Origin of the sequence: Bacillus alveayuensis (genome assembly GCA_030812955.1) — a bacterium.
Classification (GTDB): domain Bacteria; phylum Bacillota; class Bacilli; order Bacillales; family Aeribacillaceae; genus Bacillus_CB; species Bacillus_CB alveayuensis.
In genome coordinates, this window is sequence record JAUSTR010000008.1 from 11,824 (window position 1) to 34,048 (window position 22,225).

Consider the following 22,225-nt stretch of genomic DNA (forward strand, 5'->3'; position numbering starts at 1 on the left):
TTTGCTGCTTTTCGAACAAAGCACATGGTCGGACAAATCACAGTTGTTCGACCATCGACTTTTGTTCGGTTCACGTCACGCTTGTAAGTGACGTAGCAAGCGTATCTCTTGTCTATGACAATTGAAAAGCTATAGGAAAGCAACAATCTTTTAGAAAAGAGCCTAACATAAATATCGGAAGACTGAACAAATTGAGTAACAAGAAGACAGTAGTAAAGGTTGCTAAATGAACAAAATATGTTAAAATGAATGTAAGTTAATATTCGGTTGGAGGCATGGAGAGACCGCAGCACTGAAGCAAGAATTAGGCTTGCTTTAGTATGTTGTGGTCTCTTATTGTTTGCTTGGCGTTCTTAAATACATGATTGGAGGCGATAAATGATGAATTTCTCAAGCTTAAATCGTGAACAAATGTTAAACAATATGACAAAAGAAACGTATGACGTTTTTGTGATAGGTGGCGGAATAACTGGAGCAGGTATTGCTTTAGATGCCGCTACACGAGGCATGAAAGTAGCGCTATGTGAGATGCAAGATTTTGCAGCAGGCACTTCAAGTCGTTCGACGAAACTTGTTCACGGTGGTCTTCGTTATTTGAAGCAGTTAGAAGTAAAGCTCGTTGCCGAAGTCGGACGAGAGCGTGCGATTGTTTACGAAAATGGACCACATGTAACAACACCTGAGTGGATGCTTCTTCCAATCCATAAAGGAGGTACTTTTGGCAAATTTTCTACATCCATTGGTCTTCTTGTATATGACTATTTAGCAGCTGTGAAGCGAAGTGAACGTCGTAAAATGTTAAATGCAGAAGAAACGTTGCAAAAAGAACCGTTATTGAAAAAAGAAGGCTTAAAAGGCGGCGGCTATTATGTTGAGTATCGAACTGACGATGCTCGCCTTACGATTGAAGTGATGAAAGAGGCTGTTACATTTGGGGCGGATGCTGTGAACTATGCGAAAGTGACAGACTTTATTTATGAAAATGAAAAAGTTGTCGGAGTAAAAGTTGAAGATACGATCACGAAGAAATTATACGATATTTACGCAAAGAAAATCATTAATGCCACTGGTCCATGGGTTGATACACTTCGTGAAAAAGATCATTCAAAAAAAGGGAAACAGCTGCAATTAACAAAAGGAATCCATTTAGTTTTTGACCAATCAACATTTCCGCTAAAGCAAGCTATTTACTTTGATACACCAGATGGTCGTATGGTATTTGCGATTCCACGTGATGGAAAAACTTATGTCGGCACGACAGATACATTTTACACAGGGGATACGGCCAATCCGAAAATGACCTTTGAAGACCGTGAATATTTATTGAAAGCAATTCATTTTATGTTCCCGGACTTAAAAATTACAGAAGATGACGTCGAATCAAGCTGGGCAGGAGTTCGTCCGTTAATATATGAAGAAGGAAAAGACCCTTCAGAAATTTCCCGCAAAGATGAAATTTGGACATCGGAGTCTGGACTCATTACGATTGCAGGAGGTAAATTAACTGGCTACCGTAAAATGGCAGAAGTCGTTGTTGATCTTGTTGCTAAACAATTAAAGGAGGAAGAGGGAAGAGAATTTTCAGACTGCAAAACGAAGCATCTTCCTATATCTGGAGGACATGTTGGCGGTTCAGAAAACTTGCCGCACTTTATGGAAGAAAAAATAAAAGAGGGGATGAAAATTGGCTTAACAGAAGAAGAGGCACAATTGCTAGTGAAACGATATGGTTCAAACGTCTCTGAATTATTTAAACTCGTTCAATCTTTAAAAGATGAAGCTGCTAAACGAAATGTTCCCGCTTCTGTTTTAGCTCAAGTGGAATATAGTGTAGTCTCAGAAATGGCGGTTTCACCAGTAGACTTCTTTGTAAGAAGAACTTCCTCCCTCTTCTTTCATATTAACTGGACAAAAACTTGGAAAAAAGCGGTTTGCCAATATATGGCCGATCGTCTAGGCTGGTGTGAAGAACAAAAGCTTTACTATGAAAGCGAGCTAGAACAACAAATACACGATGCGGTTGTACCTTCAGATAAAAGCGTCGATCATGCAAAAAATCATTCATCCTAATGAACTACAAAAAACTTCCAATTAATTGGAAGTTTTTTAACATGATTACTATTTAAATACAAGTGCAGCGCTTTTTTTCAACAAGTTATGCTACAATATTTATTGTATTGTCGTTTTTCTTAAGAAGGAAGAAGTTGTTTGCTCTAGAATGATAATAATGGAGCAAACACAACTTAGGAGGTTTAATTTATTTCATGAATTGGAAACAAAATTATGAACGATGGAAAAATGCCGCAAACTTAGATTCGGAACTAAAACAACAGCTAGACGAAATCGCAAGTCATCCTAAGGAGCTAGAGGATTCCTTTTATAAAAACTTAGAATTTGGAACTGGCGGTATGCGTGGTGAAATTGGACCAGGTACAAATCGGATGAACATTTATACAATCCGAAAAGCATCTCAAGGATTAGCTCAATACATAAAATCTTTTGGTGATGAGGCGAAAAAACGCGGTGTTGTGATTGCGTATGATTCTCGTCATAAATCTCCTGAATTTGCGATGGAAGCAGCGAAAACATTAGCGACAAACGGCATTCAAACATACGTGTTTGATGAGCTGCGTCCAACCCCTGTGCTTTCTTTTGCTGTCCGTCATTTAAAAGCGTTTTCGGGTATTGTCATTACCGCAAGTCATAATCCGCCTGAATATAATGGATATAAAGTATATGGTGAGGACGGTGGACAGCTTCCGCCAAAAGCAGCAGATGAAGTCATTGCCAAAGTTAATGAAGTAAAAAATGAACTTGATGTACGTGTAGAAGATGAGGAGACGTTAAAAGATAAAGGACTCATTAAAATCGTTGGTAAAGAAATTGATAACGCTTATACAGAAAAATTAACAACGATTTCCCTTAATCCGAGCTTAGCCAAAGAGGTAGACGTAAAGGTTGTTTTTACTCCATTACATGGAACTGCTAACAAGCCGGTACGGCGTGGATTGGCGGCACTTGGGTATCAGAACGTAACAGTTGTAAGTGAACAAGAGCTTCCAGATCCAAACTTTTCTACTGTCAAATCTCCAAATCCTGAGGAGCATGCCGCTTTTGAATTAGCTATTAAAGAAGGAAATCGAATTGGAGCTGATATTTTAATCGGGACAGATCCAGATGCTGACCGTCTTGGTGTAGCGGTGAAAAATGATAAAGGTGAGTATGTCGTATTAACTGGAAACCAAACAGGTGCGATTTTACTTCACTACATTCTTACGGAAAAGAAAGCAAAAGGCATCTTGCCTGAAAATGGTGTTGTTTTAAAAACGATCGTTACATCGGAGATTGGCCGTGCCATTGCCAAATCATTTGGACTTGATACAATCGATACATTAACTGGATTTAAATTTATCGGAGAAAAAATTAAAGAATATGAAAAAACGGGTAAATATCAATTCCAATTTGGTTATGAAGAAAGCTACGGATATTTAATTGGAGATTTTGCTCGGGATAAAGATGCGGTGCAGGCTGCAATTTTAGCTGTTGAAGTATGTGCCTATTATAAGAAAAAAGGCATGACGATGTACGAAGGTCTATTAGAAATTTTTAATCAATACGGTTTTTATCGTGAAGGCTTAAAATCTTTAACATTAAAAGGAAAAGACGGAGCTGAGCAAATTCAAGGTATTTTAGAACATTTCCGAAAGCAGCCTCCACTCGAAATAGCAAGCAAAAAAATAACTGTTATCGAAGACTATCACACGAGCAAGCGAAACATCGTTGAAACAAATGAAACGGAAACAATTGAACTGCCAAAATCAAATGTATTGAAATATTTCCTAGAAGACGGTTCTTGGTTCTGCATTCGCCCATCCGGTACAGAGCCAAAAGTAAAATTCTACTTTGCCGTTAAATCCGATTCCTTTGAAAATAGCGAAAAAGCGTTAGAGCGACTAACAAATGCCGTCATGGAAAAAGTAAACGAAATATTAAACACAACAGCTGAAAAAGCGTAATGCTTTTTCAGCTTTTTTATTAGTGCTTGATGTCCTATATAAAGACATAGTATATTATTAATATCGAAATCCGATATTTGTTTTCGATATTAAAAGGAGTGATTATTTGGAGAATAAAATTTTACGTAAGTTGTTTTTGGGCTTTATTCAAATTCATATTTTACATCATGCCAATAAAGAACCGATTTATGGATCCTGGATGTTACAAGAATTACGAGAACATAGCTACAATATAAGCCCTGGAACTTTATATCCTATTTTGCACAATATGGAAGTGGATCAGTTATTAGAAAAAGAAGAAGTAAATGTAAATGGGAAGATCAGAAAATATTATCGGATTACCGATAAAGGAAAGTATGTATTAAATGAAGCGCGAAAAAAAGCTTATGAACTTTTTAATGAAATTAAGGAATGAGAGGAGAAGGATTAAAATTGGGTAGGAGAAACAGAATGAGCACCTTATTAGAGATTTTAGCAACATCTACGAAGCTAGGACTTACATCTTTTGGGGGTCCTGTTGCCCACTTGGCTTACTTTAAGAATGAATATATTGACCGCAAAAAGTGGCTCGATGAAAAAACGTATGCAGATATTATTGCTCTATGTCAGTTTTTACCTGGTCCTGCCAGTAGCCAAGTTGGAATTGCTATTGGTATGTTACGTGGTGGGCTTTTAGGTGGATTATTTTCTTGGTTTGGCTTCACCGTTCCATCTATCTTACTACTCGTCCTATTTGCCATGCTTTATCAATCATTTTCACTTGAAGGTGCAGCTTTTATCCATAGCTTAAAGGTTGTCGCAGTAGCGGTTGTCTTGCACGCTTTAATTGGAATGGGAAAGAAGCTGACACCTGATAAGACGAGAATAGCTATCGCATTAATAGCGGCAACCATTATGCTCATTTTCCCTTCTAGCTGGATGCAAATATTAATTATTATCGGTGCGGGAATTGTAGGTTATATTTTGTTTAAAAATCAAGCAAATTCAAATGTTAATCTTTTTTCCGTTCATATTTCCAAAAGAGCTGGAATGATTTCCCTAAGTATTTTATTGACCACTTTAATTCTTTTACCAATTTTAACGAAATTTACAGATAATCCGTTTGTTCAAATCTTTGATACCTTTTTCCGAGTCGGCTCGTTAGTGTTTGGCGGCGGTCATGTTGTTTTACCAATGATTGAACGTGAAGTGGTACCAACTGGATGGCTAACAGCTGATGAGTTTTTAGCGGGATATGGAATGGCCCAAGCTGTACCAGGTCCACTTTTTACATTTTCCAGCTATATCGGAACGATGATGGCCGGAATTAGTGGGGCAGTCATTGCAACAGTTGCGATCTTTTTACCATCTTTTCTACTTATAATAGCGGCTTTACCATTTTTAAATGAATTGAGAAAAAGAGCTTCCTTTCAAGGAATACTTATGGGTGTAAATGCAAGTGTGGTCGGCATTTTATTAGCTGCCTTTTATGATCCAGTTTTCCAAAGTTCCATTTTTGATGCTTCTGACTTTGCCTTAGGAGCTATCTTATTTGCTTTGTTGTATTTTTGGAATGTTCCTGCATGGCTAATTGTTCTATTAGGTATAGCGGGTGGATATATATTTAGTTTTATAAGTATTTAATACAGTAAATGATTTTACATGTCCATATCATATAATAGTACTGAAATAGGAAAGAAACAATTCGTTCTAAAGGCGCAAGAAAAATTACCTTTTATCAGTTTACATGTTGAATTTACAGCATTTGTATGATAAACTTTGGGACCAAAAAAGGTCCCATTTACGTTAAAATAATCATTGGCTCTTCAACATTAGCTTGTTCTAAGGCATGGTCAATATAACGTAGTAACGCATATAGTTTATGTTCAATCACTTGATAATCATGCTCAAAATTGTAAGCATGTAAAAAATGTTCAATTTTTTTTGATAGCAAATCGTCTTTCGTTCTTACCATTAATATTAGCAAATTATCCCATTGAGATCGGTGGGTGTAATATAATGCTTTATCATAATCAACTGTGTTCATTCACATTCCTCCCAAAAGGAGTTGTTTATAGTGTATGAAAGATAGCGATTTTGTAACAGTGTAAATGTTGGACGAATGGCTCTTTTCAACCATAAATGATTGATTCATGTCTCAGCTCTCATATCCAAGAAATACTTTTTTATGTTATTTTCATCTATGTTAACAAAAGGAACGAAATTAGCCTCCAATACATATATTTGTACGTGAATGGAAAATCTAAATAAAACCCTAATGACTATCTGTTTTGAACATAAATGTTGTAAAAACAGTGAATAGCCAGCTGATAAGGGGAGTTGAAAGAAAATGGTTTTACAGGAGAGAAAAATTTCTAAAGACATGGGAAGATGTAAAGAAGGAAAAAGGAAAAGACATTTTTAACGAAAATGAGAAAATAAGTAAGGCACCCAAATTGGGTACCTACATTTGATGAAATACATCTTGTAATTCGAGCTTATTGGTGACTATGTCAGCTAGCGTGTATTTGTCTAATACCTTAAGATAAGCATCTAATGCTTCGTGCAAAATGTGACGTAAATTACATACTGGGGAAATAATACAGTGATTACATTTTGGATCAAAACATTCAACGAGCTGAAAATCTTCTTCTGTATTTCGTACCACTTCTCCTATATTAATCTCTTCTGGAGCACGGGCTAAGCGAAAACCACCGTTTCTCCCACGAATTGTTTCAATATACCCATTCTTTCCTAGCTGATAAATGACCTTCATTAAATGGTTTTTTGATATTCCATATATGTCGGCAATCTCCTTAATATTCGAAAGTTCATTTTGATCTTTTGTTGCAATGTAAATCAGAACACGCAATGAATAGTCTGTGTAATTCGTTAGCCGCATGAATCTCCCTCGCTTTAATACTGCTGATTTCATTATACACTTTTGGACATCTAATGAAAAAATTGTGACATCTTTAAAAGATGTATTTTTAATATTGCTTTAAAAATGAATTTAATGTACTTTTAAAGATGTATATAAAATATATCTTTTAATTATGTTCAAAGGAGAGTGCATGACATGTTATCGAAAAGAACTATTCAAATTATTAAATCCACCGCTCCTGTATTAGCAGAAAGAGGGACTGAAATTACAACTCACTTTTATAAAAGAATGTTTTCCAACCATCCTGAACTTTTAAATATTTTTAATCATGCTAACCAAGAGAAAGGAAGACAACCAACTGCTTTAGCGAATACACTTTATGCAGCGGCTAGTCATATTGATGAATTAGAAAAACTTATTCCAGCTGTCAAACAAATAGGACATAAGCATCGCAGCTTAGGTATAAAAAAAGAACATTATCCAATTGTAGGAGAAAACCTATTAGCGGCGATGAAAGAAGTGCTTGGAGATGCAATTACAGATGAAGTGTTAAAAGCTTGGGAAGAGGCTTACGGCGTTATTGCCAAAGTATTTATTGATGTTGAACAGGAAATGTATGATGAAGTAGATAACAAAGAAGGCGGATGGAAAGATTTTAAACCATTTGTTGTCGTTGATAAAGTAAAAGAAAGCGATGTCATTACTTCGTTTTATTTAAAACCGAAAGATGATGACATATTACCAGAATTTTTACCAGGCCAATATATTACAGTTAGAGTTAAAGTAGATGGAGAACAATATTTATTAAATCGACAATATAGTTTATCGGATGCATCTGGAAAAGGATATTTTAGAATCTCTGTAAAACGTGAAGCTGAACCGAATAAACCAAATGGAAAAGTATCAAATTTTTTGCATGATCAAATTAATGTAGGAGATGAATTAGAAATTAGTTCACCTGCAGGAGATTTTACATTAGATGTCAAAAAAGATTCACCTGTTATATTCATAAGTGGTGGAGTTGGTGTTACACCAATGATGAGTATGTTGAATGCGGTTGCATTGGAAAATCCAAATCGTTCTGTTGCATTTATTCATGCAGCTAAAAATGAAACGGTTCATGCTTTCCAACATGAAGTGGAGGAACTAATGGAAAAATTATCAAATGGTCAAACGTTTATTTGTTATGAAAAGCCTCAAAATATGGGCAGTGGCGATCATATTGGGTATATTTCAAAAGATGTATTAGAAAAATTTATCACGGATGAAGCGGATTATTATATTTGTGGTCCTGTACCTTTTATGCAAGCTATGATTGAAAGCTTACAAGAACTTGGAGTAAGACAAGAATCTATCCATTACGAATTCTTCGGACCAGCACTTACTTTAGAACAAATGAAAGAAGCCGTTATGGTTTAAAAGAAATGTCCCTATCACCTGATTCTGGTGATGGGATTTTTTATATATGTAGGATTATTTTGCCGCTTTGTTTGGTTATGATTCATGTTGATCTGTGTGGTGTTGTGTTATTAACAAAATTATGGACATGATCTACACATAAACGTCATACAATTTTTATGAAATGATCCTTATAGAGGTGATAAAAATGTATCAAAACGGATATATGTATGATCCTTTCAATGCGTATAACGGCTACTACACTCGCCAGCCCCAATATTATAAATCGTTTCAGGATGCCTTAAGGCTTGTAAAAGATGCAATACAAGGGGAACGAGAAGATGAATTATTTTACGATTATTTAATCTCTGTCGCCCAGACAAAAGAAGAGAAAAACATTATTCAGACCATTCGCGATGACGAGAGAAAGCATAATCAAATGTTTCGAAAAATTTATCGTGATTTTACAGGACAAGAAGTACAAGTACAGGAAGACGTAGACTTTCAAAAACCGAAATCTTATTTAGACGGAATCAAAAAAGCATTGTTCGGCGAATTAGCGGCAATGGAACGGTACCGTGATATCCGTGCGGGCCTTCCAAACCGATATTATCGTGACATGGTTTTTGAAATTTTAACAGATGAATTAAAGCATGCTGATAAATATAACTATATTTTAATTGCCAATGTGATGAGAAGAATGGGGAGATAGTGAAGATTCCACTATCTCTTTCTTTTTAATGGTTATTTTTATTTTGCTTTTTAATATACTATTCAATCATTTGACTAGTTTTGGAGCGATCAATGCCTCTTCTAACCGCAGTTTCAATTATCAAACTATTGCACCCGTTAGATAAAAAGATTAAAAACTACTTTTTAAATTGACTTGGATTTTCGATTCTTGTAGAGACTACTTCTCCACATTTTAAACAGAAAGTATATATTTTATTTAATCCCATAGAAAATTTCTTATCTAATGGCTTAATTGGCATGAAATCAGTGCCTTCAGCAAATTCAACACCGCCACACTTAAGGCATTTATTTTCGTTCACATTCATCACTCCCTAACAAACATTTTTCTTAATAGATTTTTACGTTTCATTTGATCATTTGTTTCAATTTTTGACGAATCTTTATGATGTCCTGCTTTATTAATTGGAAAAGAAATGATAGAATCAATATTCATGTTTAACAAATCTATTTGACGACACCTGAAAAATGGATGATTAAAATGTTTTTCATCATCCCCTAACTTGTTTCATAAATTGTTATAAGGGAGGGGATGGAATGATGAATGCTGATGAAAGAAAGGCTCTCCAATATGCCATTGAAGAAATTACTGAAGTCGCAAAAGGGCTCGGACTTGATTTTTATCCAATGCGTTATGAAATTTGTCCGGCTGATATTATTTATACATTTGGTGCATATGGAATGCCAACGCGTTTTTCTCATTGGAGCTTTGGGAAGCAATTTTACAAAATGAAGCTCCAATATGATCTTGGTTTGAGTAAAATTTATGAGCTTGTCATCAACTCAGACCCTTGTTATGCGTTTTTATTAGATACAAACTCACTTGTACAAAATAAATTAATTGTGGCACACGTGCTAGCCCATTGTGATTTCTTTAAAAATAATGTTCGTTTTAGTAATACAAAACGGGATATGGTTGAAAGTATGGCGGCGACCGCTGAAAGAATCAAGAATTATGAACACCAATATGGGAAACAAGAGGTTGAAAGGTTTTTAGATGCGGTGTTATCAATTCAAGAACATATTGATCCTTCCTTGCTCCGTTCAAAGCTGGCATGGAGTATGGAAGATGAGGACGAAGAAGAAGCACAGAAAACGTCAACACCATATGATGATTTATGGTCATTGGATGAAAAAAAGATAAAAGAAGAACCAAAAAGGAATAAAAGAAAAAAATTCCCACCTAAACCAGAGAAGGATGTCCTGCTCTTTATCGAAGAATATAGCCGTGAGCTTGAAGATTGGCAACGCGATATATTAACGATGATGCGAGAAGAAATGCTTTATTTTTGGCCACAGCTTGAAACGAAAATCATGAACGAAGGCTGGGCTTCGTATTGGCACCAGCGAATTATGCGCGAGCTTGATTTGACAACAGATGAAGCCATTGAGTATGCAAAGCTAAACGCGGGTGTTGTGCAGCCATCACGTACGAGTATTAATCCGTATTATTTAGGATTAAAAATTTTTGAAGACATTGAAGAGCGCTACAATAATCCATCTGAAGAGTTGAAAAAACAAGGGGTCAAACCAGGTTCAGGACGAGAAAAAATTTTTGAAGTGCGGGAAATTGAGTCAGACATTTCGTTTATCCGAAACTATTTAACAAAGGAATTAGTTTTACGAGAAGACATGTATTTGTTCCAGAAACAAGGACGTGATTATAAAATTGTCGAAAAAGATTGGGAAGCGGTTCGGGATCAGCTCGTCAGCATGCGTGTGAACGGGGGGTTCCCATATATAACGGTAAACGACGGAGATTATTTACGAAATGGTGAATTGTATTTAAAGCACTGGTATGAAGGCATTGAACTCGATATAAAATACCTTGAAAAAGTACTTCCATATATTTATCAGCTTTGGGGCCGCCACGTTCATATGGAAACCGTCATTGAAAACAAACCGGTTGTTTATAGTTATGATGGAAAAACCGTGCATCGGAAATATGTTTGAACTACTGAAGGGATTCAGTAGCTTTTTTTTATTTCTTGCCAAGTTAAACTTGAATAATGGTATGTGATTCGGTAGCTAATAGACCACTGAATATTCTGAGGCCGATAGGAACGAGCTAGAGAATTGCATGAACTTTTTAAAATGTGTTTGTGATTTATACCATGCTTATTTTATCAAAAGACCTGTTGAACGATAGCAAATAAAAAAGAACCCCCATGACTCCTTTTGGTAATTGGTCAATTTCATCTTAATTTTCGCTTCATGGTACGAAGTGAAGTGACGATTCATGAATTAGGATATAAATAAAATTATTTCTAGCAATATTTTAGCTGTTGCTTATAAAAAGCTCATGATTTAGTCAAGTTATAAAAGCGAAAAAACTTGAAAAAGTATTTCTATGTCAGCTAGAATTAAAATTAAGTTTTTTAGTTGACGTATATACCTGGTTAGGTATAGTATTTATTTGTAACAGTAAAGGGGGGTGCCAATGATTTATTTGCAGTTTATTTTGTTTGCGATTGTATTTAGTATTTTGTATAAACGATATTTCCCTGTTTCAGGAGTTCAATGTATAGATATTAAAAATACTCAACTAGAAAAAAGAAACGTATTACTTGATTTAAGAGACTATGATGTATCATCAAAGGATCCGATTCCGGGAGCGGTTAATATCCCGATAGCCTATTTAAAAAGATATAGTCATACAATTCCAAAGAAGGAAGTCCATGTTATTGCAGAAAATCCATTGGAGAAAAATATTGGCATTCGCTACTTAAGAAAAAAAGGCTATAAAGTATTAGGATATACATTAACAGAGTGTACGTGTAAAAAAGCGGGTAGTGCTGCTTAATAAATGACTAACGTACATTTCGCTTATGGGGTTCAGACGACAATTCTGATCCCCTTTTTTATTAATTTTCTGAAAGAATATCCTAATTAGCTTGAAATGACTTATAATGAATTATCATAAATATATAAAGGAAGGAATTGAAATTGAAATTATTAAAAAGATTGTTCTTATTATTGGCCATAATCATTTTTTCGGTCGGTTGTACACAAAATGAACCAGATGAAAAGGTTGAACTAACTGTTTCTGCTGCTGCCAGTTTACAAAATGCATTGCTAGAAATAAAAGAATCTTTTGAAAAAAAACATGAGCATATTCACCTATCTTTCAATTTTGGAAGTTCCGGAGCTTTAGAGCGTCAAATATCACAAGGCGCTCCTGTTGACATATTTTTCTCTGCATCTGAAGATAAATTCGATAATCTAGTTCAACAAGGATTAATCAACCAAAGGAAAAACCTTGTTGGTAATGAGCTTGTTTTAGTTGTTCCTTACGAATCGAAGAACAAGATCAATCGTTTTCAAGATTTAAAAAATGATCACATTCAACATGTAGCAATCGGCATTCCGGAAGTCGTTCCAGCTGGAAAATATGCAAAAGAATCGTTGCAAATCTTAAATATATGGAACGATATTGAACAAAAAATCATTTTTGCCAAGGATGTACGTCAAGTACTCTCATATGTGGAAACTGGAAATGTCGATGCTGGAATTGTTTATCGGACAGATGCACGAATATCTAACAAAGTGAAGATTGTGGCAACAGCAGAAGAAAATATTCATTCACCGATTATTTATCCGATAGGAATAATAAAAAATACGAACCACTTGGAGGAGGCAAAATTGTTTTATCAATTTATGCAAAAAGAAGACGCTATGCAAATTTTAAAAAAATATGGATTTAAAGAGCTGAATGAATCATGACAGCACAGTTCTGGTCACCTGTACTGCTATCCATGAAAATCGCTTTTGTTTCTGCATTTTTCGTTCTAATTGTGGGGGTCATTTTTGCGAGACTGATGGCTCGAAAAACTTTTAAAGGAAAAGAAGTTTTAGAGACGATCTTTTTATTACCGATCGTTCTGCCCCCATCTGTAGTTGGCTTTCTTCTGATTATTATTTTTGGGAAAAATAGCTTGTTTGGTCAATGGGTTGAGCAGATGTTTAACCATTCGATTATGTTTACTTGGTGGGCAGGCGTCATTGCAGCAACGGTTGTTGCTTTTCCGCTTATGTATCAAGCTGCTAAAAGCGGCTTTGCAGCAATAGATCCTGGGATTGAGGAGGCTTCTAGAGTGGATGGAGCAAGCGAATGGAAAGTCTTTTTATATATCTCGATCCCATTAGCTATGAAAGCCATTATTTCAGGATTTGTTCTAAGCTTTGCAAGAGCTTTAGGAGAATTTGGGGCTACTTTAATGTTTGCAGGGAATATTCCAGGTAAAACGCAAACGGTTCCGACGGCCATTTATGTAGCAATGGATTCAGGAAATATGGATTTAGCATGGCTGTGGGTTTTGACGGTGATCGTGATATCTTTTCTGATGCTCGTTTTTATTCAGTGGGTGAATAAAGATATACATTAGCAAGATTATGAGAATGTTAAGATAAAAAATTACATCGTATGGGGAATTTGGTTTAGGGCTCTCGATTGTGAAGCAGCTTGTATTACTTCATAAGGGAAAGATTGATGTTTTGAGCGAAAAAAATAAAGGTACAAAATTTATCATCTTCTTACCTTATCCATATTGAAATGTGGTGTAAAATTATGTTAAATATGGTTATAATGGTGAATAATGCACTCTTTTGGGAGGAAAAAATAAGTGTTTAAGTCAAAGCTTCATTTTTGGACATTTGAAATTTTACTGGTCGTATTAATCATCTATTTCAGTACGAAAATTACCTTTTTATTTAAACCGGTTGTCATTTTCACAACGACTTTGTTTTTCCCTATATTAATATCAGGATTTTTATACTTTTTACTGAATCCAGTTGTTGATTTTATTGAAAGATGGAAAGCACCCCGTACACTTTCCATCCTTATTTTATACGTAGTTTTCATTAGTGTAATTTCGTCTGTCATCGGATTGATTGGTCCGACAATTGTCAATCAGTTTCATGAGTTAATTGGAAGTATGCCATTTTATATTGCCGAATTAAGAACAATGATCGAAAATTTATATCATAGTTCATGGTTTCAATGGATGGTCACCCAAGAGTATATCTCTTTCGATAAAATTCAAAATACACTTACAGATTATGTTTCAACCATAACGAATAATGTCTCACAAGGCTTTCAAGTGGTATTGAATGTCATTGCGAATGTTACGTTAATTATTGTTACCGTTCCATTTATATTGTTTTACATGTTTAAAGATGGGGATAAGTTTCCAACGAAAGTCGCACAGTTTTTTCCAAAAGATTATCGACATGAAGTGCTTCGGATTTTAAAGGAAACTGGTGAAACGCTTTCCATTTATATTCGCGGACAAATGATTGTGTCATTATTAGTCGGAATTTTTACATTTATCGGGTATTTACTGATTGGTTTACCTTATGCTCTTTTACTCGGATTAGTGATTGCCATTACTAATATCATTCCATATGTAGGTCCGTTTATAGGTGTTGCCCCAGCCGTTATCGTCGGTTTACTCGATTCACCAACAAAGGCTTTGCTTGTTGTGTTAATCGTCACAATTGTTCAACAGATTGACGGAAATGTGATATCTCCATTGATTATCGGTAAACGGCTTGATACACACCCATTAACAATTATTATCTTATTATTAGTGGCTGGAAATTTTGCTGGTATATTAGGGATGATCTTAGCGGTTCCGACGTATGCAGTATCCAAAACTATCATCATTAACCTATACCGGTTAATTCAGCTTCGCCAAGAAATGAAAACCGACTAGTAAAGGCATCTCTTTTTGATGAGGTGCTTTTTTTTATTTGTTGACAATAATAAATGGAAAAGCATATAATACATTCAAACAATCATTTGATTATTTGATTATAAATAAGAGGTGTATTTATGAAGCAATTTGATACGTGTGAAGTAATTCGTGTCGATGGAGAAAAAGTAGAAAAAGTGAAAGCAAAGCTTCAGCAGAAAAATCATTTGGAGGTTGCTAAAATTTTTAAAGCGCTAGCTGATGAGACAAGGGTGAAAATTGCTTATGCATTAGTTGTAGAGGAGGAATTATGTGTTTGTGATATTGCCAATATAGTGGGCAGTTCGATTGCCACCGCTTCTCACCATTTACGTCTGCTTAGAAATTTAGGACTTGCGAAGTATCGGAAAGATGGAAAACTCGTTTACTATTCTCTCGATGATGACCATGTCAGTCAAATTATTCAATTAGCTTATATGCACCATAAGGAGTTGACGTCACGTGGTTAAAGAAAAAACGGTTTATCGGGTTCGGGGCTTTACATGTGCCAACTGTGCGAAAACGTTCGAAACGAATGTTAAAAATTTACAAGGTGTAAAAGATGCAGAAGTGAACTTTGGGGCTTCGAAAATTACGGTATACGGTGAAGCGTCTATTCAAGAATTAGAAAAAGCAGGTGCATTTGAAAATTTAAAAATTTATCCAGAAAACGAAAAATTAGAAGAACAAAAGGAGCCTTTTTGGAAAAGATACCGTGTCACCATCTTATCAGCCATTTTTCTTTTTATAGGATGGGGATGTTCTTTTTTGTTTGGCGATCATTCGCTGCTAACCGTTTTCTCCTTTCTTATTTCCATCCTAATAGGCGGATGGGGACTATTTAAAACAGGCTTCAAAAACCTCTTTCATTTGCAGTTTGACATGAAAACATTGATGACCATTGCAATTATTGGAGCAGCCATTATCGGTGAATGGAAAGAAGGGGCTACCGTTGTGATGCTATTTGCTATTAGCGAAGCGTTGGAGGCATACTCGATGGACCGAGCTAGAAATTCCATCAAATCATTAATGGATATTGCTCCAAAAGAAGCGCTTGTTTTCCGGGGAAATAAAGAAAAATCTGTAAAAGTGGAAGATATTCGAGTCGATGATATTTTGATTGTGAAACCAGGCGAAAAAATTGCCATGGATGGCGTTATCATAAATGGTTCATCATTTGTGAACCAATCAGCCATAACAGGTGAATCAATTCCTGTCATGAAAACAGCAGGAGACGAAGTTTTTGCCGGAACGTTAAATGAAGATGGCTTAGTAAAAGTGAAAGTGACTAAAACCGTTGAAGATACGACACTTGCTAAAATTATTCATTTAGTGGAAGAAGCGCAAGGGGAACGAGCACCGTCACAAGCGTTTATCGACAAGTTTGCCAAATATTACACTCCTGTTATTATGTTGATTGCTCTTCTTGTTGCGACAATTCCACCATTACTATTTGATGCTGATTGGAAAACATGGATTTATCAAGGATTAGCAGTTTTAGTGGTCGGTTGTCCATGTGCTCTTGTCATCTCTACTCCTGTTGCCGTCGTTACGGCCATTGGGAATGCTGCGCGTAATGGTGTTCTCATTAAAGGAGGGATTCATCTTGAGCAGACAGGAAAACTTCAAGCTATTGCTTTTGATAAAACAGGAACATTAACGAATGGGACACCAGTTGTTACGGATGTGGATTCAGTATCAGAAGCTTTTGAAGATGGTTTTGCGATTTTGGCTGCCATTGAAAACCAGTCCCATCACCCGTTAGCAAAAGCGGTTGTTCAATATGCTCAAGATCAAAATATTTCTTACTCTCATTTAGATGTTGCAGATTTAACTTCCATTACTGGAAAAGGGATGAAGGCAACGGTAAATGGAGAAACATACGTAGTTGGCAGCCCAAACTTCATCGAGGAAGAAATAGGAGAAAGGCTTCCGAAAACATGGAAACAATCCATAATGGAAAAACAAGCTCATGGAAACACAGTCGTTTTACTAGCTAATAAGAAGAAAGTATTACTTATTGTAGCCATTTCTGACAAACCGCGCAAAAATAGCCGACATGTCATTGAACAGCTGAATCGTCTTGGAATCAAGAAAATATGGATGTTAACAGGTGATAATGAGAATACCGCAAATGCTATTGCCAAACAGATCGGTGTACCTCATGTGAAAGCAGAACTGTTGCCTGAAGGAAAAGTAGAGAATATTAAAAAGCTGCGAAACAAGTACGAAAAAGTGGCCATGATTGGCGATGGTGTGAACGATGCTCCTGCTTTAGCAGCAGCAACAGTCGGAATTGCGATGGGCGCATCAGGTACGGATACAGCACTAGAAACAGCTGATATTGCTTTAATGGGAGATGATTTAAAGAAGATCCCATTTATGATTCGCTTAAGCCGAAAAGCGTTAGCCGTTATTAAACAAAACGTCGCTTTCTCTATTGGAATTAAATTATTGGCGCTTCTTCTCGTTGTACCTGGATGGTTAACACTGTGGCTAGCCATTTTTGCTGATATGGGAGCAACACTTCTTGTGACACTTAATGCATTACGTTTGCTTCGAGTAAAAGAAGAGCTTGAAAGATATACCGTTATCTTACCATCTTGAACATGTTAAAAAGCCGAAAGATGCGATTAAAGATCACCGAATGTTTCATCTTTCATGGCTTGTTCTAGGTATACTATTAATCGGATATTTTATCGGTGAACAAATCCACATCCCCGTGTTGATTATTGCTAGCATCATTGCTTTTTTCTTCTTGCTTATGGCAAGAAGAAGCCCAGTTGTGAATACGAAGCAAGTGTTAAAGGGAAATTGGTGAACGGATCAAGCATTTTGCTGAAACAGGACAATAAATAATGTAAAATGACTGCAAGGAATGATCGCTCCTCCATTTCGGATGGAGCCTTTTTCTTTTGATTGATAAAATGAATATGTCTCTCTTTCGTCAAGGCTCTTTTCTAAAAGATTGTTGCTTTACTATACGATAGCTTTTCGACTGTCAGGCAAGCGATACGCTTGCTATATCACGCTAAAGCGAACCGAACAAAAGTCGACGGTCGGACAAATATAATTTGTCCGACCACGTGCTTTGTTCGGTTCATGGCCAGTCGAAAAGCAACAAAGTTTACGAAAACAGCCTTCGTCGAAATGACACAATAAAATAGAAATATGCTTACGAGGTGAAGATGGATGTATTATATAACAATTGGTATAGGGGGAATGATTGGTTCTATTTTGCGATATGTGCTTTCAAGACTATTATCGTCAGCGATGTCTCCTTTTCCGATCGGAACATTAGCTGCAAACTTGATTGGAAGCTTTTTATTAGGCTTGTTCACATCTAGACTTCTAGAGCGGGAAGTGCTTCCTCCATACATTTTATCTGGAATAGGTACTGGACTTATTGGTTCTTTTACAACCTTTTCGACCTTTAGTGTAGAAACAGTTCAATTAATCAAGGAAGGTCATTTATTTTTAGCCTTTATTTATATTGTCATTAGTTTTGCTGGTGGACTTATACTAGCTTATAGCGGATACAAAATAGGAGAAAAAAGTGTGGTGAAAAAAGGATGATAATATGGATTGCAATTGGTGGCTTTTTAGGAGCCGTAGCTCGGTATTCGGTGAATCGATGGATGTTCCAAAAAGTAACTTCCATTTATCCATATGGTACGTTTCTTGTTAATATACTAGGATCTTTTGGGCTCGGAATTATCATCGGAATGGAAATAAAAGGACAAATGGCTGCATTAATAGGGGTTGGTTTTTTTGGTGCCTTTACGACGTTTTCCACATTTAAAATGGAAAATATAAAATTTTTCGTTCAAAAACAAAAAAAGGCGATGATATTATATTTGCTTACTAGTTATGGATTGGGGATTTTATTTGCATTTTTAGGTATTTTTATTGGCTCATCTATTCACCATCATGTTTTTTAGATGATTAAAATGTGAAGTGTCCAGGCATGAAGATCACAATAAAAGAATACATTAGTGTCAAAAAATAAGTGGCGTGTCGCTTGCTTATGACAGTCGAAAAGCTATAGTTCAGCAGCAATCTTTTAGAAAAGAGCCTTTTATTATGATCACCTGTAAGGAGGGGAGCTGATGGGGAGGGGAAGAATTCGAGTTGAAGAACGAATAATAAAGGAAACTGATGCAGAAATATATGAAGCAACGTTAATTCAACGTGATGAAGATGAAAAAAAAGAAAAATAAGCTATTGGTACTAAAAATAACAGAGAATGGGATAACTGTTTTTCATGGATTGTAAGGACCCCTTTTTTTGTACCGTAAAAACAGAAAAGAAAAACGGACAAATGGGGGAGTCCTTATGCTACTCAGGCAATATTGTTGAAACCGTTTTAATAATTTGGTAGGATAACATTTAAAAAGTTGTTTCTAATTAGAAATCCTTATAAAGGAATGAGTTATAAATGAAAAAGAACCAAGTATTGGATCAGTTGCACCGCCCTTTGCGCGATTTGCGTATTTCTTTAACCGACCGGTGTAATTTCCGTTGCACATATTGTATGCCAAAAGAGATATTCGGAGACGATTATCAATTCCTGCCAAAGGATCAATTGTTGTCGTTTGAAGAAATTGTGGAACTCACGAAAATATTCGTTGAGCTTGGCGTGAAGAAAATTAAGCTAACGGGAGGCGAACCGCTTCTTCGGAAGGATGTTTATAAACTGATTGCCATGCTTTCAAAAATTGAAGGTATTCATGATATTGGTTTGACAACAAACGGCGTGTATTTAAAAAAGCATGGCCCAAAATTGTATGAAGCAGGTCTTCGCAGATTGAACATCAGCCTTGATGCGATCGATGACGATACGTTTTGCCGCTTAAATGGACGAGATGTATCAGCGAAGACGGTTTTAGCAAATATTGATTATGCTGTATCGCTCGGATTTTCGGTTAAAGTAAATATGGTTGTACAAAAAGGAGTAAATGATCACCAAATTTTGCCGATGACGGAATACTTTAAAAACAAGGGGATTACATTAAGGTTTATTGAATTTATGGATGTAGGAAATACGAACGGCTGGAATATGAAAGATGTCTTGACAAAAAAAGATATGTTTAAGATGATCAGCTCTGTTTATTCAATTGAACCAATTGATGAAAACTACTTTGGAGAGGTAGCCAAGCGTTACCGCCATCAAGACACAGGTTCAGAAATCGGATTTATCACATCAGTATCAGAACCATTTTGTTCAAGCTGTACGAGAGCACGTATTTCATCAGATGGAAAACTATACACTTGTTTATATGCTCATGAAGGATTTAATTTACGGGATTTCATTCGTTCAGGAAAAAGTCGCGAAGAAATCAAAATGGCTATTGATCGTATTTGGAAAAATCGTAAAGATCAATATTCTGTTGAACGGACAGAAAACAAAGGGATGATGAAAAAAAATAAAATTGAAATGTCATATATAGGAGGATAAACAATCGGCATTTGGTGTTTATATCCAGATGCTGATTGTTATTTTTTTCGGAAAATTCGAAAGATAAAAAAATGAAAATGAAATCATAAATTTTCTAAACTATTAAAATGCATTTTTATCTATTATATAAAAACAAGGAGGGTAGCAATTGGCTGATGTATTAATTGTTGATAATGATAAATCTGCTAGGAAGGATTTAAAGTCAATCATTGAAGATAGTAAATTCCGCTTTCTTTCCATTTATGAAGCTAGTACAGCTCAAAGAGGTATGATCCTTTTAAAGCAAAATCGACCGACTATACTCATTGTGGATATCTCCTTGCCAGATATAGACGGTATTAAATTAGGAAGAACAGCGTTAGAGCTGTATCCAGATTTGCCCGTCATTGTTGTAACTCAGTTAAAAATGTTCGAGTTTGTTCAGGAAGCGATCAACTCAGGTTTTTCAGCGTATTTGTTGAAACCGCTTTCTAAAAATGAACTATTTGAAACATTTGAGCGGATTTTGCCCCAAGGAATCAATAAAGAAATTAATCAAACGATCAATGGGAAAAGTCATTTTTCTTCTGACTTAAAAAATCCGATCGAAAGTGCCATTCAGTTTATCCAAATGAATTATGGTTATTCTATTACTCTAAAAGAAGTAGCAGATCAAGTATATTTGAGTCCATCTTATTTCAGCCGATTGTTTAAAGAAGAAGTTGGTATGACATTTGTGGAATATTTATCGTTTGTCCGAGTTCAAAAAGCAAAAACGATGCTGAGAGTTTCTAGTCTTCCGATTGAAATTATCGCCAACAATACTGGTTTTTCAAATGCAAGCTATTTTGCAACCGCTTTTAAAAAATTGGTAGGAAAGACACCGAGAGAATATCGGGAACAGTTTCATTTTAAAGAATAGGGGGTGAGGTCGTGATTACGATAAAAAAGGAATTGGAACGCTGCAAAAAGGAAGGGATATCAGGTGTTATTGGAATCATTATTTCTACAAAAGGATCTACTTACCAAAAGACAGGGGCAAAATGCTTCATATCAGAAGATCGAAAGTTAACGGGTCTTTTAAGCGGCGGTTGCGTGGAAGCAGATATAATGGAACATGCTGTAAAAGTGCTCGAAACGGGAAAGCCGGCAGTGATCCACTATGATTTTTATGGAGAAGAGGATATTGTTTGGGGACTTGGCGTTGGCTGTAATGGGAAAATGAACATTTTTTTACAGCCGTATCTACCAAAAAAGCAGCCTGAAAGGGCAGAAATGATTGATCAATATTTTTTACAATCCCTCCAAAAGCAATTACACGCTGTCACGATCGTGAATGCGAAAGATAAAAATCTTCAAGGGAAGATGTGGATCCTAGACCCTTTGCAAAGTAATGACGACTCACTCATCACTGTTTCTGAAATTGCTAAAGATTATCAAAATCGGAAGAACAATTTAAAAAATGAAATGGTTTATTTAGGTGGTGAAAAAGAATTATACGTATACTATGAATCTTTAAGTCCACCACCACAATTAAAGGTTTTTGGCGCTGGTCCTGATGCCATTCCACTTGTCAAAATGGCAAAAAACTTGAAATGGATTGTGACCGTTCTTGACCATCGTCCTACTTATTGCAACGAAAATAACTTTCCTGATGCTGATTTTATCCATGTTTATCCTAAAGGGTCTGTTCCTGAGGTTTCGCTTAATGAAAACACATATGTCATCATTATGACACACAATTTTTTACACGATCAAGAAATATTGGAATCGATCATTCATTCAAATGCGGCCTACATTGGTCTTTTAGGACCGAGAAAAAGAACTGCACAATTGATTGAAAGCAGCCAAATTCTAAAGTTTAATCCTGATATACAGCAAATTCATAGTCCTATCGGTCTTGATATTGGAGCGAAAACACCGGAAGAAATTGCCTTTAGTATTTTGGCTGAAATCATGATGGTGTACAGAGGAGGAACTGGAAGAAAATTATCAGAACTGGCAGCAATGGCTTATTCCTAAAAAGGAG

The 22,225-nt window shown here is 35.9% G+C and carries 22 protein-coding genes and 2 pseudogenes; 21 read left to right on the forward strand and 3 right to left on the reverse strand.

Annotation, left to right across the window (positions count from 1 at the left end; genetic code table 11):
* The first annotated feature begins 378 nt into the window (after positions 1-378).
* The 4 genes from J2S06_RS09925 to chrA all read left to right on the forward strand — a co-directional run bounded on the left by J2S06_RS09925 (position 379) and on the right by chrA (position 5,639).
* Positions 379-2,070 carry a glycerol-3-phosphate dehydrogenase/oxidase gene (locus J2S06_RS09925; protein WP_419152176.1) on the forward strand — a complete coding sequence of 564 codons (1,692 nt, stop codon included), beginning with the start codon at positions 379-381 and terminating at the stop codon, positions 2,068-2,070.
* Between the two features lie 194 nt (positions 2,071-2,264).
* The gene (locus J2S06_RS09930) at positions 2,265-4,016 is read left to right on the forward strand and encodes a phospho-sugar mutase (RefSeq protein ID WP_419152177.1); all 1,752 of its coding nucleotides are present in this window, start codon (positions 2,265-2,267) and stop codon (positions 4,014-4,016) included.
* Positions 4,017-4,122: 106 nt separating this feature from the next.
* Positions 4,123-4,431 carry a PadR family transcriptional regulator gene (locus tag J2S06_RS09935; protein WP_419152178.1) on the forward strand — a complete coding sequence of 103 codons (309 nt, stop codon included), beginning with the start codon at positions 4,123-4,125 and terminating at the stop codon, positions 4,429-4,431.
* 35 nt (positions 4,432-4,466) lie between these two features.
* Entirely contained in the window at positions 4,467-5,639 is a 1,173-nt protein-coding gene (chrA, locus tag J2S06_RS09940; RefSeq protein ID WP_419152179.1) for a chromate efflux transporter, read from the forward strand.
* A gap of 157 nt (positions 5,640-5,796) precedes the next feature.
* On the opposite strand, the gene J2S06_RS09945 is transcribed toward chrA, so the two are convergent.
* Both J2S06_RS09945 and J2S06_RS09950 read right to left on the reverse strand, forming a co-directional pair.
* Positions 5,797-6,042 (reverse strand): YhdB family protein, encoded by a 246-nt coding sequence (locus J2S06_RS09945; protein ID WP_044893140.1) that lies wholly within the window; start codon positions 6,040-6,042, stop codon positions 5,797-5,799.
* A gap of 417 nt (positions 6,043-6,459) precedes the next feature.
* Positions 6,460-6,897, reverse strand: coding sequence for an RrF2 family transcriptional regulator (locus tag J2S06_RS09950; protein WP_419152180.1), 438 nt, complete (start codon positions 6,895-6,897; stop codon positions 6,460-6,462).
* 177 nt (positions 6,898-7,074) lie between these two features.
* Here J2S06_RS09950 and hmpA point away from each other — a divergent pair, with 177 nt between their 5' ends.
* A complete protein-coding gene (gene hmpA, locus J2S06_RS09955; protein WP_419152181.1) occupies positions 7,075-8,298 on the forward strand; it encodes an NO-inducible flavohemoprotein in 1,224 nt (407 codons plus the stop codon).
* A gap of 187 nt (positions 8,299-8,485) precedes the next feature.
* Positions 8,486-8,989: a ferritin family protein gene (locus J2S06_RS09960; protein WP_419152182.1), complete on the forward strand. Its 504-nt coding sequence runs from the start codon at positions 8,486-8,488 to the stop codon at positions 8,987-8,989.
* Between the two features lie 157 nt (positions 8,990-9,146).
* Here the strand turns inward: J2S06_RS09960 and J2S06_RS09965 are convergent, their stop codons facing one another.
* On the reverse strand, positions 9,147-9,335 hold the full coding sequence (locus J2S06_RS09965; protein ID WP_044893145.1) for a hypothetical protein: 189 nt from the start codon (positions 9,333-9,335) through the stop codon (positions 9,147-9,149).
* Positions 9,336-9,567: 232 nt separating this feature from the next.
* Here J2S06_RS09965 and J2S06_RS09970 point away from each other — a divergent pair, with 232 nt between their 5' ends.
* The 15 genes and pseudogenes from J2S06_RS09970 to J2S06_RS10040 all read left to right on the forward strand — a co-directional run bounded on the left by J2S06_RS09970 (position 9,568) and on the right by J2S06_RS10040 (position 22,218).
* The gene (locus J2S06_RS09970) at positions 9,568-10,980 is read left to right on the forward strand and encodes a SpoVR family protein (protein ID WP_419152225.1); all 1,413 of its coding nucleotides are present in this window, start codon (positions 9,568-9,570) and stop codon (positions 10,978-10,980) included.
* 487 nt (positions 10,981-11,467) lie between these two features.
* Positions 11,468-11,830 (forward strand): rhodanese-like domain-containing protein, encoded by a 363-nt coding sequence (locus J2S06_RS09975; protein WP_044893146.1) that lies wholly within the window; start codon positions 11,468-11,470, stop codon positions 11,828-11,830.
* A 143-nt stretch (positions 11,831-11,973) separates the two neighbouring features.
* Positions 11,974-12,750: a molybdate ABC transporter substrate-binding protein gene (gene modA / locus J2S06_RS09980; protein WP_419152183.1), complete on the forward strand. Its 777-nt coding sequence runs from the start codon at positions 11,974-11,976 to the stop codon at positions 12,748-12,750.
* A complete protein-coding gene (gene modB / locus J2S06_RS09985; protein ID WP_419152184.1) occupies positions 12,747-13,412 on the forward strand; it encodes a molybdate ABC transporter permease subunit in 666 nt (221 codons plus the stop codon). Before modA ends, modB begins: the two co-directional genes overlap by 4 nt.
* Positions 13,413-13,443: 31 nt before the next feature.
* Positions 13,444-13,578: pseudogene (locus J2S06_RS09990) on the forward strand (ATP-binding protein); the annotation flags it as partial.
* Between the two features lie 71 nt (positions 13,579-13,649).
* Positions 13,650-14,741 (forward strand): AI-2E family transporter, encoded by a 1,092-nt coding sequence (locus J2S06_RS09995; RefSeq protein WP_044893148.1) that lies wholly within the window; start codon positions 13,650-13,652, stop codon positions 14,739-14,741.
* A gap of 119 nt (positions 14,742-14,860) precedes the next feature.
* The gene (locus J2S06_RS10000; RefSeq protein WP_044893149.1) at positions 14,861-15,229 is read left to right on the forward strand and encodes an ArsR/SmtB family transcription factor; all 369 of its coding nucleotides are present in this window, start codon (positions 14,861-14,863) and stop codon (positions 15,227-15,229) included.
* A complete protein-coding gene (locus J2S06_RS10005) occupies positions 15,222-17,366 on the forward strand; it encodes a heavy metal translocating P-type ATPase (protein ID WP_419152185.1) in 2,145 nt (714 codons plus the stop codon). Before J2S06_RS10000 ends, J2S06_RS10005 begins: the two co-directional genes overlap by 8 nt.
* Positions 17,338-17,571 (forward strand): annotated as a pseudogene (locus J2S06_RS10010) (ArsB/NhaD family transporter); the annotation flags it as partial. The gene J2S06_RS10005 and the pseudogene J2S06_RS10010, both read left to right, overlap by 29 nt.
* 380 nt (positions 17,572-17,951) lie before the next feature.
* Positions 17,952-18,335: a fluoride efflux transporter CrcB gene (gene crcB / locus J2S06_RS10015; protein ID WP_044893152.1), complete on the forward strand. Its 384-nt coding sequence runs from the start codon at positions 17,952-17,954 to the stop codon at positions 18,333-18,335.
* On the forward strand, positions 18,332-18,700 hold the full coding sequence (crcB, locus tag J2S06_RS10020) for a fluoride efflux transporter CrcB (RefSeq protein WP_152642943.1): 369 nt from the start codon (positions 18,332-18,334) through the stop codon (positions 18,698-18,700). Before crcB (J2S06_RS10015) ends, crcB (J2S06_RS10020) begins: the two co-directional genes overlap by 4 nt.
* Before the next feature lie 168 nt (positions 18,701-18,868).
* Positions 18,869-18,979: a YhdX family protein gene (locus tag J2S06_RS10025; protein ID WP_160299089.1), complete on the forward strand. Its 111-nt coding sequence runs from the start codon at positions 18,869-18,871 to the stop codon at positions 18,977-18,979.
* 218 nt (positions 18,980-19,197) lie between these two features.
* Positions 19,198-20,217 carry a GTP 3',8-cyclase MoaA gene (gene moaA, locus J2S06_RS10030; protein ID WP_044893153.1) on the forward strand — a complete coding sequence of 340 codons (1,020 nt, stop codon included), beginning with the start codon at positions 19,198-19,200 and terminating at the stop codon, positions 20,215-20,217.
* Positions 20,218-20,365: 148 nt separating this feature from the next.
* Positions 20,366-21,118: a response regulator transcription factor gene (locus J2S06_RS10035; RefSeq protein ID WP_419152186.1), complete on the forward strand. Its 753-nt coding sequence runs from the start codon at positions 20,366-20,368 to the stop codon at positions 21,116-21,118.
* An 11-nt stretch (positions 21,119-21,129) separates the two neighbouring features.
* Positions 21,130-22,218: an XdhC family protein gene (locus tag J2S06_RS10040; RefSeq protein WP_419152187.1), complete on the forward strand. Its 1,089-nt coding sequence runs from the start codon at positions 21,130-21,132 to the stop codon at positions 22,216-22,218.
* Positions 22,219-22,225 lie beyond the last annotated feature (7 nt).

Bases quoted from the DNA above. Each gene is read 5' to 3' on its own strand.
- J2S06_RS09925 (WP_419152176.1), top strand. From the start codon at position 379: ATGATGAATTTCTCAAGCTTAAATCGTGAACAAATGTTAAACAATATG.
- J2S06_RS09930 (WP_419152177.1), top strand. From the start codon at position 2,265: ATGAATTGGAAACAAAATTATGAACGATGGAAAAATGCCGCAAACTTA.
- chrA (WP_419152179.1), top strand. From the start codon at position 4,467: ATGAGCACCTTATTAGAGATTTTAGCAACATCTACGAAGCTAGGACTT.
- J2S06_RS09945 (WP_044893140.1), bottom strand. From the start codon at position 6,042: ATGAACACAGTTGATTATGATAAAGCATTATATTACACCCACCGATCT.
- J2S06_RS09950 (WP_419152180.1), bottom strand. From the start codon at position 6,897: ATGCGGCTAACGAATTACACAGACTATTCATTGCGTGTTCTGATTTAC.
- hmpA (WP_419152181.1), top strand. From the start codon at position 7,075: ATGTTATCGAAAAGAACTATTCAAATTATTAAATCCACCGCTCCTGTA.
- J2S06_RS09960 (WP_419152182.1), top strand. From the start codon at position 8,486: ATGTATCAAAACGGATATATGTATGATCCTTTCAATGCGTATAACGGC.
- J2S06_RS09965 (WP_044893145.1), bottom strand. From the start codon at position 9,335: ATGAATGTGAACGAAAATAAATGCCTTAAGTGTGGCGGTGTTGAATTT.
- J2S06_RS09970 (WP_419152225.1), top strand. From the start codon at position 9,568: ATGAATGCTGATGAAAGAAAGGCTCTCCAATATGCCATTGAAGAAATT.
- J2S06_RS09975 (WP_044893146.1), top strand. From the start codon at position 11,468: ATGATTTATTTGCAGTTTATTTTGTTTGCGATTGTATTTAGTATTTTG.
- modB (WP_419152184.1), top strand. From the start codon at position 12,747: ATGACAGCACAGTTCTGGTCACCTGTACTGCTATCCATGAAAATCGCT.
- J2S06_RS10000 (WP_044893149.1), top strand. From the start codon at position 14,861: ATGAAGCAATTTGATACGTGTGAAGTAATTCGTGTCGATGGAGAAAAA.
- crcB (WP_044893152.1), top strand. From the start codon at position 17,952: ATGTATTATATAACAATTGGTATAGGGGGAATGATTGGTTCTATTTTG.
- crcB (WP_152642943.1), top strand. From the start codon at position 18,332: ATGATAATATGGATTGCAATTGGTGGCTTTTTAGGAGCCGTAGCTCGG.
- J2S06_RS10025 (WP_160299089.1), top strand. From the start codon at position 18,869: ATGGGGAGGGGAAGAATTCGAGTTGAAGAACGAATAATAAAGGAAACT.
- moaA (WP_044893153.1), top strand. From the start codon at position 19,198: ATGAAAAAGAACCAAGTATTGGATCAGTTGCACCGCCCTTTGCGCGAT.